We start from the raw sequence: 15,046 nt of genomic DNA, 5'->3' as shown, positions 1-15,046 counted from the left end.
TTGTTATCCTCAGTATTCAGGTATCGGGCATCCCTGCCCCACGTAGGATCCAGAGAGAGGGCAGATCGGTTATTCGTCCAATTGCGCCCGCGTCGGCAGCCCTTCGCTGTCGCCGATGGCCTGTACCGCCAGCGCGCCAATTCGGTTGCCGCGCATAACAGCCTGCGCCAGCGTCTTCCCTTCCAGCAGCGCGCTGATTACGCCGACGGCAAAACCGTCCCCGGCGCCGACCGTGTCCACGACATTGTCCACGCGAACGGCGGCCACATGCTGCTGATGTCCGTCGGCGGTTTTAAACCAGGCGCCATCCGGCCCCAGTTTGATAATCACCGCCTTCACGCCTCTGGCGAGGTAGAAATCGGCAATCTCTTCCGGCGTCTGTTTCCCGGTCAGGATCTGGCCTTCTTTCAAACCGGGAAGCACCCAATCCGCTTGAAACGCCAGTTCGTTCAGCTTTTCACACATCACTTGCCGGCTGGGCCACAGCACCGGACGCAGGTTGGGATCGAACGACAGGGTTTTGCCCGCCGCCCGCATTTCCCGCGCCGCGTGATTGGCCAGCGCCAGCGAGCTATCGGAAAGCGCGGCGGCCACGCCGCTCAGGTGCAAATGGCGGGCGTTAGTGAAATAGCGAGGGTCAAAATCACTGACCGACAGATGGCTGGCCGCAGAGCCACGGCGAAAATACTCCACGATGGGATCGGTTCCATTTTCGGCCCGCGATTTTAGCTGAAAGCCGGTAGGAAAACGCTCATCGACCGTCACGCACTGATGATCGATCCCTTCCCGCGCCAGCGTATCCAGGGTAAAACGACCAAAAGAGTCGTTCCCTACCCGGCTAACCCAGCCAACCTTAAGTTCCAGCCGCGACAGGCCGATGGACACGTTCAGTTCGGCGCCGGCGATACGTTTGCTAAAGTGTCCGGCCTGCGCCAAATCGCCGGTTTCACTGGCGACAAACATCGCCATCGCTTCACCGTAGGTGATAACGTCCAGTGGAAGTATGGTGCTCATCGTCAGTTCATCCTCAGTAAGTTGACATAATGCCGGGTAACCGCCGTCAAATCCTCACCGACCAGCGGAAACTCAATACCGCGCATGGCCTGCGCGGGCAGCAGGGAAATCAAGGATTTCCAGCTACCGTCGCTGTCGTCCAGCGCCACCGCGCGCCAGCCGCTGTGGGACGGTTTTGCCGCTTTTACGTGGATATAGTGCACATGGTCGGCAAGCTGAGCCGCGGCCTGTTCGGCGTCTTCATCCACCCAACGCCAGTTCGCCATATCAAAAGTCATGCGTATCGGTGACTGACTCCGGCGGGCGGCACTGAAAAAAGCATTCAGGGGCGACAGTATCCCACACGCTTTTGTCTGGTCGTTTTCCACCACAACCTGCACTGGCAGCGCGCTAAGCCGCGCATTCAACGCGCTGAGATCGTAAGCGGGCCGATAATGTCCCAGCGAAAATTTGACGACTCTAGCCTTCAGCGCGACGGCCTCGGCGAGCCGGGTTTCCAGTTCAGGGTTCAGGCCGCCATCCGGGGAAAACAGCCCTTCAGGTACGGAATACACCGCAAACAGCTGGTGCTGCTCGATGCGCACGGCCAGTTCAGGCAAGTCCTGTAACGCGTGTTGCGTTAATAACTCGCGCCGGATTTCCACCCCGTCGGCGCCCGCTCCCGCGATGACCGGCAACAGTGCCTCCTGCCCGCCCAGTTGTCTGACGGTGTCGTTCCCATAAGCGGCCGTGACCACGACGATTTCTCTTTCCATCTCAGCTCCAGTGGCAGTCAATCTATTACCTGCTATTTTGTTGTGGTCATAGTAGATGGTATCGGTTCCATAAAAAATCGCGACGCGATTAAAATGTGAACACAATCACAGCGAAAATAATTTTCACTTTAATATTCAATCAGATAAACATAGCGAATTTCAGCCGGTACGCGAATAACCGCTATCCGGCGCTAAGGTGGCTGAGCGCCGCGGCCTCGGCGCATATCCCGCCATCGGCACAGAAGAACGCCCGCGGATTTACAACATAAAATTCACCGCGATTATGGTAGGCTGTAGGCTTCAGACCTGTCATATTCAGAGGAATAGCGTGGTGAAAAGCCAGGGAAACCGCACAACAATCAGCGACGTGGCAAAAGCGGCCAAAACGGGTAAAACCAGCGTGTCCCGCTACCTCAACGGGGAGCAGCACCTGTTATCCGATGCCCTCAAGCTGCGGATTGAAACCGCGATTCGGCAGCTTAACTACAATCCCAGCCAGATGGCCCGCAGCCTCAAAAAAGGCCGCACCAAGCTGATTGGCATCATCATTGCGGATATCACCAATCCCTACTCGGTAGACGTCTTGCGCGGCGTGGAAGACGCTTGCCAGCAGCATGGCTTTACCCTGCTGATGTGTAATACCAATAATGAAGTGGATCAAGAACAACATTATCTGGAGTTATTCAGCAGTTATTGTGTTGAAGGCATCGTGGTCAACGCGGTAGGCATGCGCGAAGATGCCTTTGCCAAGCTACAGCATTCCTTACTGCCGATGGTGCTCATCGACCGCAAAATCGCCGGATTATCCTGCGACATGATCGGGCTGGATAATCAGGGCGCCACCATCGCCGCAACCAATCACCTGATTGAACAAGGTTTTGAGGCTTTTCTGTTTCTCAGTGAACCGTTGGGCCTGGTGAATACCCGGCAGGAGCGGCTACAGGCCTTTCAGCAAACCATACAACGCAATCCGCCGCTGATTGCCTGCCACTATGACATCCGGCTAAGCGATACCGAACAGTTGGATAAGATCCTGTATGACTTTTGTCAGCGACATCGCGGGATGCGCAAGGCAGCGATCTCGGCGAACGGCGCCATGACCCTGCAAATCGCGCGCGCCATGCGTCGGCTGCGCCTGAACTGGGGAAGCGATATGGGGTTATTGGGTTTCGATGAAATGGAGTGGGCGGAAGTGGCCGGCATCACCACGCTCAAGCAGCCAACCTATCAGATAGGGCGCGCCGCGCTCGAGCAATTGATTTCACGCATTAACGGCGACGCTCGGCCCAACGCCGAAAAAACCTTCCCTGGCACACTGATTGTTCGGGAATCAACCATTCGCTAACGGCAACCGTCTTTTGTGACCGCAAAAACCGGCTGCGCGGAAAATGCGGATCTAAATCGCCACCAGCCCGCGCACCCCGTCTGTTTCCATATCCTTACCGCGCCCACGCTGCACAATCTCGCCGCGCGACATGACCAGATAGCTGTCGGCCAGTTCGGCGGCAAAATCATAAAACTGTTCAACCAGCAAAATCGCCATATCGCCGCGCCGCGCCAACTGACGGATAACGGTTCCGATTTCTTTGATAACGGACGGCTGGATCCCTTCCGTTGGTTCATCCAGAATCAAAAGCTGCGGTTTGCAGGCCAGCGCACGGCCGATAGCCAACTGCTGTTGTTGCCCGCCGGACAGATCGCCGCCGCGACGTTGCTTCATGTCTTTCAGCACCGGAAAAAGCTGGTAGATGTCATCCGGTACTTGTCTGGCCTGAGAGCCGGGAAAACGCGACAGCCCCAGCAACAGATTCTCTTCCACGGTTAAACGCGGGAATATTTCCCGCCCTTGCGGCACATAGGCGATGCCCGCCCGCACCCGCTGATGCGGCTTACGGTGATTAATGGTCTTACCTTGCCAGAGGATGGTGCCCGATTTAGCCGGGATCAACCCCATCAGACACTTTAACAAGGTGGTTTTACCCACTCCGTTACGCCCCAGCAGACAGGTAATTTCCCCCAGTTGCGCCTCGAACGACAAACCGCGCAGGATATGGCTGCCGCCATAATATTGATTAAGTTCCGATATCTGTAACATCTCAGCGCCCCAAGTAAACGTCAATCACCTGCTCGTTGGCCTGCACTTCACGCAGCGACCCCTCCGCCAGCACCTGCCCCTGATGCAGCACCGTGACATGATCGGCAATGGTTTCAACAAAGCCCATATCGTGTTCCACCACCATCAGCGAATGTTTGCCCGCCAGATTGCGAAACAGCTCCGCCGTGTATTCGGTTTCGGCGTCGGTCATCCCCGCCGCCGGTTCGTCCAGCAGTAACAGATGCGGCTCCTGCACCAGCAACATGCCAATCTCCAGAAACTGTTTTTGCCCGTGCGACAACAGCCCGGCCGAGCGACGACGCTCGCCGCCAAGACGCAGCAGATCCAACACCTCAGCGATACGATCGCGCTGCTCGCCGCTGAGTCTGGCGCGCAGACAGGCCCACACCGACTTATCCGTTTTTAACGCGATTTCGAGATTCTCAAATACCGTCAGCGCTTCGAATACCGTCGGTTTCTGGAATTTTCGCCCCACGCCGGCGCGGGCTATCTCCACCGGCGAAAGGCGGGTGAGATCGGTGTTCTGATCGTAAAATACCTTGCCGCTGTCGGGCCGCGTTTTACCGGTAATCACGTCCATCAGCGTCGTTTTACCCGCCCCGTTAGGGCCAATGACGCAGCGGAGTTCGCCGACGCCGATCTGCAACGACAAATCCGTCAGCGCGCGAAAACCGTCGAAACTGACGTTAATCCGGCTGAGTTGCAGTACCGGATCGGTCTGATGGCGATAACGATCCGCCGGATGCGCCTGCGTAAAAAGCGGCTCAGTCATGTTTCCTCCGCTGAATCAATCCGATAACGCCGCGCGGCAGGAACAGCGTGACGAGAATAAACATAAGACCAAGGAAGAACAGCCAGTATTCGGGAAACGCCACGGTGAACCAGCTTTTAGCGCCATTGACGATGCCGGCGCCGAGCAATGGCCCCACCAGCGTGCCGCGCCCCCCGAGCGCCACCCAGATAGCCGCCTCAATCGAATTGGTCGGCGACATTTCGCCCGGATTGATGATACCCACCTGCGGCACATACAGCGCTCCCGCCAGGCCGCACAACACCGCCGACAGCGTCCAGACAAACAGCTTGAACCCTTGCGGATCGTAGCCGCAAAACATCAGACGGTTTTCCGCATCCCGCACCGCCGTCAGCACCCGGCCAAACTTGCTGCGGGCCAGCGCAAAGCCAATCGCCAGGCTGGCGGTCAGCAATAGCACGGTGGCGATGAATAACCCGATGCGGGTGCCCGTCGCCGTCACCTGAAAACCGAGCAGCGTGGTAAATCCGGTAAAACCGTTGTTGCCGCCAAACCCGGTTTCATTACGGAAGAAAAGCAACATCCCGGCGTAGGTCAGCGCCTGCGTCATAATCGAGAAATAGACGCCTTTGATTTTGGATCGAAAAGCGAACCAGCCGAATACCAACGCCAGTACCCCCGGCACCAGCACCACCAGACACAGCGCCCAGATAAAATATTGCGTACCGCCCCAAAACCACGGCAGTTCACTCCACGACAGGAACGACATAAAGGCGGGCAGCCCTTCCCCCGCGGCCTGGCGCATCAAATACATGCCCATGGCATAGCCCCCCAGGGCGAAGAACAGGCCATGACCGAGCGACAATAATCCGGCATATCCCCACACCAAATCCAAAGCAAGGGCGACAATGGCATAGCAGAGGATTTTGCCAACCAGCGTCAGCGTATAGGTGGAAATGGCCAACGGATTATCGGCCGGCAGCAGCGCAAGCCACGGCAGAATCAGCAGCGCCAGCAGCAGCATCAGGCCGATGCCGAGCGCCAGTCGCGGTGCTTTTTGCACGACGGTTAACGTTATTGGTTGTGTCATCAGTCAATTACCCGCCCTTTCAATGCAAACAGTCCCTGTGGCCGTTTCTGAATAAACAAGACAATCAACACCAGAATCAGGATCTTGCCCAGCACCGCGCCGATTTGCGGCTCCAGCACTTTGTTCAGAATGCCCAGTCCAAACGCCGCCGCCACCGTACCCGCCAGTTGACCGACGCCGCCCAGAACCACCACCAGAAAAGAATCAATGATATACCCCTGCCCCAACTCCGGCCCGACGTTGCCGAGCTGTGACAGCGCCACGCCACCCAGGCCGGCGATGCCGGATCCCAGTCCGAAAGCCAGCATATCGACCCGTCCGGTCGGTACGCCGCAACAGTCGGCCATCGCGCGGTTTTGAGTTACCGCCCGCACATGCAACCCGAGCCGGGTTTTATTCAATAGCAGCCAGGTGAGCAGCAATACGCCGATTACAAACAGGATCACCGCGATACGGTTATACGGCAGAACCAGATTTGGCAGCACGGTCATGCCGCCCGACAGCCAGCCCGGATTGGACACTTCCAGATTCTGCGTGCCAAACAATACGCGCACCAGTTGGATCAGCATCAGGCTAATTCCCCAGGTCGCCAGCAGCGTTTCGAGCGGACGCCCATACAGATGGCGAATAACCGCGCGCTCCAGCAACATGCCGATCGCGGCGGTAATAAAGAACGCGACCGGCAGCGCCAATAGCGGATAGTAGGCCAGCCATTCCGGGGCGAACCGTTGCAGCAGCGACTGAACCATCCAGGTTGAATAGGCTCCCAACATCAGCATTTCACCGTGGGCCATATTGATAACGCCCAGCAAACCATAGGTGATCGCCAGCCCGAGCGCCGCCAACAGCAGGATAGATCCCAGCGACAAGCCGGTGAACGCCTGCCCCAGCCACTCGCCTAAAACCAGACTCTGTTTGATTTGCTTCAGGCTATCGGCGGCGGCGGCCCGCACCTCGGCATCGGGTTCATTTTGTTCCAGGGTCAACGGCTGGAGACGGGCCTGCATTTGCGGATCGCCGGTCTCGCCCAGTCGTTGCACCGCGCTCAAACGGATCGCCGGCCGACTGTCGCCGAGTTGTAAACCGGCCACCGCTATCGTCAGCGCGGCATGAACGTCACCGTCCTGCTCTGCCGCCAGACGCTGCATCAAAAACGGCAATTGTTCGGCGACGCCCACGCTTTGCAGCATCCGCGCCGCGTGCAGCCGGATGGCGGGGTCGTCGCCGATCAATTGATGTGACGCCAGCGTCGCGCCGATCAAGACGCGCAGGCGGTTATTCATAAACAGTTTTTTAGGCGTGCCGACGGGTTGCGCATTGCCCTCCATCGGCGTCAGCTTGCCCTGACGTTCGCTGAACGGCTGTTTGTTCTGATCGACCATTACCGACTCACTACGCAGCGCCTGTAGCAACGGCAAACGTTCGATATCCGGCGCGACCGCCCATCGCTGGAGCATATCGGCCTGCTGGGTGCGGCTCGCCGCGACAAAATCGGCCGCGGGCCCGGCCAGCGCCGCCAGCGGAGCCGCCAAGCAGAGCGACAGAAACAGCTTAACGAATTGACCCATTATCATCGCAATGCCTGTCATGTAAGAAAGAAGGTTTCCCCCTTTTCCCGATAGGGAAGAAAGGGGAACTGGAACCGCGGGCGCTCTCTCCTGGCAAGAGAGCGCCAAACGAACTCATCACTGGGATGCTTTCACCGGGCTATCCGATTTCTTATCATTACCCGGGATGTACGGACTCCACGGCTGGGCGCGTACCGGTTGATCGGTCTGCCATACCACATTGAACTGACCGTTATCTTCAATTTCGCCGATCATCACCGGTTTATGCAGATGGTGATTGGTCGCATCCATGGTCAGCGTGAAGCCGTCCGGGGCCGCGAAGGTTTGCCCGGCCATCGCCGCACGGACTTTATCCACATCGGTAGTGCCGGCTTTTTCAACCGCCTGCGCCCACATATGAATGCCGACATAGGTGGCTTCCATCGGATCGTTGGTGACTACCGTGTCCGCATTCGGCAAATTGCGCGCTTTGGCATAGGCCTTGTAAGCCGCGACGAACGTTTGGTTAGTCGGATTATCCACCGACTGGAAGTAGTTCCACGCCGCCAGATGCCCGACCAGCGGTTTGGTGTCAATCCCCCGCAGTTCCTCTTCCCCTACCGAGAAAGCGATCACCGGAACGTCGGTGGCTTTGATCCCCTGATTCGCCAGCTCTTTGTAGAACGGTACATTGGAGTCGCCGTTGATGGTGGACACCACCGCCGTTTTCCCGCCGGTGGAGAATTTCTTAATGTCGGAGACGATGGTCTGGTAGTCGCTGTGGCCGAACGGCGTATACACTTCCTCGATATCCTTGTCCTGAACCCCTTTGGCGTGCAGGAAGGCCCGCAGGATCTTATTGGTGGTGCGCGGGTACACATAGTCGGTGCCCAACAGGAAGTAGCGTTTCGCCGCGCCGCCGTCTTCGCTCATCAGATATTCCACCGCGGGGATCGCCTGCTGATTTGGCGCCGCGCCGGTGTAGAACACGTTCGGCGACATCTCTTCACCTTCATATTGCACCGGATAAAACAGCAGGCCATTCAGCTCTTCAAACACCGGCAAAACGGATTTACGCGATACCGACGTCCAGCAGCCGAATACCACCGCGGCTTTATCCTGCGTCAGCAACTGGCGCGATTTTTCGGCAAACAGCGGCCAGTTGGAGGCGGGATCGACCACCACCGGCTCCAGTTTTTTACCCAACACGCCGCCTTTGGCGTTGATCTCATCAATGGTCATCAACGCCACATCCTTCAGCGGCGTTTCAGAAATCGCCATCGTGCCGGACAGCGAATGCATAATGCCAACTTTAATGGTATCCGCCGCCTGTACTCCCCATGCCATCCCCATGCCGACAACCGTCGCGGAGAGTGCGAATACCTTTAACAATGAACGTCTTTTCATCTCTGAGCCCTTATAAAGTATTGAGTGATGATTCAGATGAAACAGGTTGAAGCCTTGCCTGTTGCAACATATGCAAGGTTATTTTTCTGACTTCGGCCTTACTTACGGAGATATGGTCGGTCAAGATACGCTGCGCCTCCTCGGTTTTTTGTTGTAATACCGCCAGCAAAATACGGGCATGTTCGCTATACGTTGCATCCACGCGATCCTCTCGGGTGAAATCGAGGCGACGGATAATGCGGATTTTTTCTGTCAATTCGCTATGAACGCGCGCCATTTCACTATTTCCGGCTACCGCCACCAGGGTGATATGGAATTGCTCGTCATAACGCGACACCGTTTTGCCATCTTCCAGACGCGGCGCATCGACCCAGAATGTCTTCAAGTCAGCCAACAGCTCGGCGCAGCGCCCCGGAGGCAGGCCGCACAAACGCTGCACCGCTTCACGTTCCAGCACGATGCGGAAATCGTACAGCGCCTCGAAATATTCAAAATCGAACGCCTTCACCTGCCAGCCGCTGCGAAAATAGACCTCCACGTAACCTTCCCGCTCCAGCCAGAACAACGCCTGACGCACCGGTGTACGGCTGACATTCATCCGTTCGGCGATTTCACTCTCGCTGAAGCGATCGCCCGGCATCAGCCGAAAGTCAAAAATGTCGTTTTTAAGCGTTTGATAGACACGCTCGGCCAGCGCTTCCGGGCGGGCTTTACCGCGTTTCTTTCGCATATCGATTGGCATACTTATTCCTCCAGCCACAGCAGCGCATCGCCGGGGCTTACCGGCCGGCCGGGCTGACACCCTATCCGCTTCACGCGGCCCGCTCGCGGCGCAGGGATCGTCAGTTCCATTTTCATCGCCTCGACGATGATCAGCGGCTGGCCCTGCTCCACTTCATCGCCGGGCTTCACCAGTACTTTCCAGATGTTGCCGTTCATATCCGCGCGTACCTGAAACGCGTTATCATCCTCCTCCTCGGGCGGATAGACCGTCTCGTCGGCCGGCGCTAGCGCGTCTTCCTGCTGCTGCCATCGCGCCACTTCGGCATCGAACGCCGTGGTCTGACGCTGGCGGAATTCAGCAATAGACCGCGCGTGCTCATTCAGGAAATCGGTATAGGCGGCGAAATCGAACTCGGTCTCTTCAATGGCGATGGCGGCGCGCCCCTCGCGGAAATCTTCACGCAGCACATCCAGTTCGGCTTCGCTAACCGGATAAAAACGCACCTGATCGAAGAAGCGCAGCAGCCAGGGCTCATCCGCGGCAAACTGCGCGTTCTTGAGGTATTTGTTCCAGATAGGCAGGGTACGGCCCACCAGCTGATAGCCCCCCGGCGAATCCATGCCATAGATGCACATATACATGCCGCCGATACCCACCGTTCCCTCGGCGGTGAAAGTGCGGGCCGGGTTATATTTGGAACTCAGCAGACGATGACGCGGATCGATCGGCACCGCGCAGGGCGCCCCGAGATAGACATCGCCAAGACCGAGGATCAGATAGCTGGCGTCAAAAATAATATCCCGCACCGCTGTGCGCGTCGGCAGGCCATTAATGCGCTGAATAAAATCAACGTTGTTGGGCAACCAGGGGGCGCTGGCGCGAACCGTTTCCTGATAACGCGCCACCGCCCCCAGGGTCGCACTGTCTTCAAAAGCCATCGGCATATGCACGATGCGCGACGCCACTTTCATCCGACTGACATCACCGAGTTTTTTCTCCAGATCCAGCAACAGCGACATCAGCCGTTGCTGGCTGAGGATCCGGCTGTCATAACGGATCTGCAACGAACGCACGCCGGGCGACAGCTCCGCAATGCCGGGCTGCTCGGCGTTGCGGATGGCCTCCATCAACAGATGCACCCGCAGGCGCAGCGCCAAATCCAGCACATTATCGCCGTACTCAATAAGGATATAGTTATCGCCCGCCTGACGATAAATCGCGGTCGGCGCACCGGCGGTGGCCTTAATGGCGGCCAACACGGTCGCGGACCCCTGCCCGGTATCGGCCAGCGACGGCACGTCAAAGGTCGGCGCAGGCGCCGTGGTTAAGCTGTTTATCTGCTCAGCCTGCGTTTTCTCCAGCGCCAGCGCTTCATCAAAGCTGATAGGATGAAAACGAATACGATCGCCCGGTTTCACCTGACCGACTTTCCACAGCTCGGCTTTGGCGATAGTGACCGGACAGACGAATCCCCCCAGACTCGGCCCATCGCGGGTGAGGATCACCGGGGAGTCGCCGGTAAAGTTCACCGCGCCAATTGCATATTCACAATCATGCACGTTGGAGGGATGCAGCCCCGCCTCCCCCCCGTCGGCGCGGGTCCAGGCGGGTTTAGGCCCGACAAGACGGACGCCCAACCGGTTGGAGTTGTAATGAACCTGCCACTCGCTGGCAAAAAACTCGTCGATGGACGCATGGGTGAAAAAGTCCGGCGCGCCGTGCGGCCCGTAAAGAACGCCAATATGCCATTCGTCGGCGTAGGTCGGCACCAGCGCCGGCGCGATCGCCTGCGGCTGGCTGACCGGCGCCGCGGTGGTGCAAGCCGCCAGATTCGGCTGGGATATCGCCAGCATATCCGCCACGCGCAGCGTTCGTCCGGCGTGACCGCCGAACTGCCCGAGGGCGAACGTCGAGCGGCTGCCGAGGTATTGCGGAACATCGATGCCGTTGCGTACCGCCAGATAGGTGCGGCAACCCGATATTGCCCGCCCCAGCGTCAGCGTCTGCCCCGCTTTCACCGCCACCGGCCGCCAATAGGCGATCGGCTCGCCATCGAGATCGGCTGGGCAGTCCGCCCCGGTCAACGCAATCAGCGCCTCGCAGTGAAAACGCAGCGTCGGGCCTTGCAGCGTAAACTCCAGCCCGGCGGCCTCTTCGGCGTTGCCGACGATGCGGTTCGCCAGACGAAAAGCGAAATCATCCATCGGGCCGGACGGCGGCACGCCGATATCCCAATATCCCAGCCGACCGGGGTAATCCTGTACGCTGCTCCAGGTGCCGGGCTGAACAACCTCGATAACCGGCGCCGCGGGCGTAAAGCCGTCGAGCATCCGCGTCCAGACATGCCCCTGACGGAAAGCATCGGTGGCGACAATCTGCCGCAGGTAGTCAAGATTGGTGGCAATGCCGTGCAGGCGCGTTTCATTCAGCGCCCGCCGCATTTTCGCCAGCGCCTGATCGCGGGTGGGCGCATGAACGATCAGCTTGGCAACCATCGGATCGTAATACGCCGACACCTCGCTGCCGGTGCTGATCCAGCTATCAACCCGCACGTTGGCCGGAAAACAGACTTCAGTCAGCACGCCCGGACTTGGCTGAAAGTTTTTCAAGGGATCTTCGGCGTAAATACGCACTTCGATGGCCGCGCCCTGCGGCGCCTGCGCCAGCCGCGCCCAGTCGAGCGGTTCGTCAGCGGCAACCCGCAGCATGCACTCCACCAAATCCAGCCCGGTCACGCATTCGGTGACCGGATGCTCCACCTGCAACCGGGTATTCACTTCCAGAAAGAAGAACTCGTCCCGTTCGGCATCGTAGATATATTCCACCGTACCGGCGCTGCGATAGCTGACCTGTTCGCCCAGTTTTACCGCCGACGCCAGCAGGGCGGCGCGGGTGCTTTCCGGCAGATTGGGTGCCGGCGTCTCCTCCACCACTTTTTGGTTGCGGCGTTGCAGCGAGCAGTCACGCTCGCCCAGCGCGATGACATTGCCTTTGCCGTCGCCAAAGATTTGCACTTCGACGTGACGCGCCCGATCGATGCAACGTTCGAGGAATACGCCGGCATCGCTGAAAAACTGCTCGCCCAGCCGCCGCACGCTTTCCCAGGCTTGACGCAGCGCCGCCGCGTCGGCACAGCGCGTCAGGCCGATGCCCCCGCCCCCGGCGGTGCTTTTCAGCATTACCGGGTAACCGATTTCTTCCGCCGACGCCAGCGCCTCTTCCAGCGAAGCAAGCAGCGCGGTGCCCGGCGTCATCGGCACCCCCGCGCTGGCGGCCAGTTCACGCGCCCGATGTTTAAGGCCGAACTCGCCAAGCTGTTGCGCGGTGGGGCCGACGAATACAATACCGGCTTCTTCACAGGCCGCGGCAAAAGGTAAGCTTTCCGACAAAAAACCGTACCCCGGCCAAACCGCTTGCGCCCCGGACTGTCTGGCGGCATTCAGGATCTTGTCGATACACAGATAGCTGTCGCCGGCCTTATCGCCGCCGATCGCGATGGCGATATCGGCGTCTTTGACATGTTGCGCGTTTTTATCGGCGTCGGAGTAAACCGCCACGCTGGTAATTCCCAAACGTTTCAACGTGCGCATTGCGCGGCAGGCGATCTCGCCGCGGTTAGCGATGAGTACGGTGTTAAACATGATCATTCTCCTGACGGGCAAGCCAGTTGCGCCAGCCGCCAAACCCGGTAATATCCAGCGCATCGCTCAACGCGGCCGGTTCGCAAATAAAGCCTTTCACCAGCCGGCCATCGGCCAGCTCCAGCGTCCCTATCCCCAGCGGAGCCGGAATTTCCGCGACAAACTCGCCAAAACGCGCCAGCGGGATATCCCACAGCTCAACGGTAATCGCCGCCCCGTCATCCTTTCTGACCAACCCGGGTTTGGCAGGCTGGGTGTTAGCCAGGGCATAGAGGCGATAGCAGGCCGCCGTGGTGGTTTCCTCCACCCACACCGCGTCGCGGCGGGTAAGCTGATGGTTGAGCGGCATCCCCGTCAGGTGTGCGCCGACCACCGCCACCCGCACATGCAGAGGTGAAACAGGAAGCGACAGGCGGCGCGCCGGCTGAGGCTTCCCGGTCGCCCCCAAAGTTAATGCCGACTGAGCTTGCCAGCGCGCGCCAAAAGCGGCCAGCGCGCGGTCGTGCCAGGCCGGTGCAATCAGCGTAATTCCGGCGGGCAAACCGTCTTCGCGCAGCGGCCCGGGCAGCGCCAGCGCCGCCAGATCCGCCAAATTGGTGAAGTTGGTGTAAGTACCAAACTGCGAGTTGTAGCGCACCGGTTCCTGCTTTATCTCTTCGAGGGTGCGAATGGTCGGCGAGGTCGGCACCACCAGCGCATCAAACTGGCTGAGCGTCTGCTGGATCTGACGCGTCAACCCGGCACGCCGATATTCGGCCTTGAAGGCATCAACCGCGCTATAGCGCTCGCCGTTGGCGACGATGCCGTACACCACCGGATCCATGTTCTCCGGATGTTGCAGCATTTCGCCGATGGACGCGGTGCGTTCAGCCACCCACGGGCCATGATAAAGCTGCTCCGCAAGCTGCTGAAACGCGCTGAAATCAATCGGTTCTAGCGTCGCGCCGCCGTCTTCCAGCGCAGCCAACGCTTTTTCCCATGCCTGCTGCGCCAGCGTGTCGCCAAAAAAAGTCGGATTGGCGGGTACGGCGAAATGGGGAGATGCAGGCAGCGCGGCCGGCGCCAGACCGGGATTACTGCGTGAATACGCGTCGGCGGCATCGTAGCCGCCGGCAAGCTCGGCGAGGGTAAAAGCATCCTCGACCGTTAAGGCAAAGATTGAAATGGTGTCGTTCAACCGACAGGCGGGCACCACGCCGCTGGCGGATAGCCAGCCTTTAGTGGGTTTCAGGCCAACGATGTTGTTAAAACCGGCCGGTACGCGCCCGGAACCCGCCGTATCCGTACCCAGCGAAAATCCCACCAAACCACGCGCCAGCACCGACGCAGAGCCGGAACTCGATCCTCCGCTGACGTATTCGGGATTAAAGGTGTTGCCGACCGCGCCAAACGGCGAGCGCGTCCCCACCAGACCGGTCGCATACTGGTCAAGATTGGTTTTACCGATGAGCACCGCGCCGGCCGCTTTCAGCTTCGCCACCGCCGTGGCGTCTTTCTCCGCCAGATAGGTGAATGCCGGACAGGCGGCGCTGGTCGGCCACCCCGCCACATCTATGTTGTCTTTGACCGCGAAAGGCACGCCAAAAAGGGGAAGCGCGGCCGGATTTTGTCGATAAAGCGCCAACAGCGGAGCGATCTGCGCGCGCAACTGCGCCGGAGTCGCCAGATAAATCCAGGCATTATCATCAGTTGACAACGTTGCCAGATGCGTTTCCAGCGTAGGGTAAATGGCCTGCGCATCCTGCTGGTAATATTGTTGCCACTGGTAAAGCGTGAGTCCAATCGCTGATGTCATGATTTGAATTCCAACTGGTATACAAGATTGAATTCAAATTAGCAAAGCGCATACCAACTTTTAATTTATTGATTTTTATTACTTTATTTATTTCGCACGACCATGCGCACGCACAACCAGCGGGCAGCCGTGCGCTATAAAAGGGCAAGGAGATAACGAAAACTGATGAATATGCGGATCAGAGGGCAATGCCATAGCGCGACCGC

The 15,046-nt window shown here is 58.7% G+C and carries 11 protein-coding genes; 1 reads left to right on the top strand and 10 read right to left on the bottom strand.

Going from position 1 to position 15,046, the window contains the following annotated elements; genetic code table 11:
• Window positions 1-69: 69 nt before the first annotated feature.
• Together JG725_RS00460 and JG725_RS00455 are read right to left on the bottom strand one after the other, a co-directional pair.
• Window positions 70-1,014, bottom strand: a complete 945-nt coding sequence (locus tag JG725_RS00460; protein WP_233356279.1) for a sugar kinase — start codon at window positions 1,012-1,014, stop codon at window positions 70-72.
• Between the two features lie 2 nt (window positions 1,015-1,016).
• Window positions 1,017-1,769 (bottom strand): sugar phosphate isomerase/epimerase, encoded by a 753-nt coding sequence (locus JG725_RS00455; RefSeq protein ID WP_172288449.1) that lies wholly within the window; start codon window positions 1,767-1,769, stop codon window positions 1,017-1,019.
• 283 nt (window positions 1,770-2,052) lie between these two features.
• Here JG725_RS00455 and JG725_RS00450 point away from each other — a divergent pair, with 283 nt between their 5' ends.
• Window positions 2,053-3,114, top strand: coding sequence for a LacI family DNA-binding transcriptional regulator (locus tag JG725_RS00450; protein WP_172288836.1), 1,062 nt, complete (start codon window positions 2,053-2,055; stop codon window positions 3,112-3,114).
• Window positions 3,115-3,165: 51 nt separating this feature from the next.
• On the opposite strand, the gene urtE is transcribed toward JG725_RS00450, so the two are convergent.
• From urtE to atzF, 8 genes are all read right to left on the bottom strand, one after another.
• The gene (urtE, locus tag JG725_RS00445; protein ID WP_199376097.1) at window positions 3,166-3,864 is read right to left on the bottom strand and encodes an urea ABC transporter ATP-binding subunit UrtE; all 699 of its coding nucleotides are present in this window, start codon (window positions 3,862-3,864) and stop codon (window positions 3,166-3,168) included.
• A 1-nt stretch (window position 3,865) separates the two neighbouring features.
• Entirely contained in the window at window positions 3,866-4,657 is a 792-nt protein-coding gene (urtD, locus tag JG725_RS00440; RefSeq protein WP_172288453.1) for an urea ABC transporter ATP-binding protein UrtD, read from the bottom strand.
• Window positions 4,650-5,726, bottom strand: coding sequence for an urea ABC transporter permease subunit UrtC (gene urtC, locus JG725_RS00435; RefSeq protein WP_199376095.1), 1,077 nt, complete (start codon window positions 5,724-5,726; stop codon window positions 4,650-4,652). Before urtC ends, urtD begins: the two co-directional genes overlap by 8 nt.
• Window positions 5,726-7,315: an urea ABC transporter permease subunit UrtB gene (gene urtB, locus JG725_RS00430; RefSeq protein ID WP_370541578.1), complete on the bottom strand. Its 1,590-nt coding sequence runs from the start codon at window positions 7,313-7,315 to the stop codon at window positions 5,726-5,728. Before urtB ends, urtC begins: the two co-directional genes overlap by 1 nt.
• A 96-nt stretch (window positions 7,316-7,411) precedes the next feature.
• Window positions 7,412-8,680, bottom strand: a complete 1,269-nt coding sequence (urtA, locus tag JG725_RS00425) for an urea ABC transporter substrate-binding protein (protein ID WP_172288459.1) — start codon at window positions 8,678-8,680, stop codon at window positions 7,412-7,414.
• Window positions 8,681-8,690: 10 nt separating this feature from the next.
• Window positions 8,691-9,422, bottom strand: a complete 732-nt coding sequence (locus JG725_RS00420; RefSeq protein ID WP_172288461.1) for a GntR family transcriptional regulator — start codon at window positions 9,420-9,422, stop codon at window positions 8,691-8,693.
• 2 nt (window positions 9,423-9,424) lie between these two features.
• Window positions 9,425-13,045, bottom strand: coding sequence for an urea carboxylase (gene uca / locus JG725_RS00415; RefSeq protein ID WP_199376093.1), 3,621 nt, complete (start codon window positions 13,043-13,045; stop codon window positions 9,425-9,427).
• On the bottom strand, window positions 13,038-14,840 hold the full coding sequence (gene atzF, locus JG725_RS00410) for an allophanate hydrolase (protein ID WP_199376091.1): 1,803 nt from the start codon (window positions 14,838-14,840) through the stop codon (window positions 13,038-13,040). The genes uca and atzF overlap by 8 nt, the downstream gene beginning before the upstream one ends.
• Between the last annotated feature and the right edge of the window lie 206 nt (window positions 14,841-15,046).

The sequence above is a fragment of the Brenneria sp. L3-3C-1 genome (assembly GCF_016456245.1).
In the GTDB taxonomy this organism is placed as follows: domain Bacteria; phylum Pseudomonadota; class Gammaproteobacteria; order Enterobacterales; family Enterobacteriaceae; genus Brenneria.
Note: the sequence above shows the minus strand (reverse complement) of the source record. Positions and strands in the feature narration are given on the sequence as shown.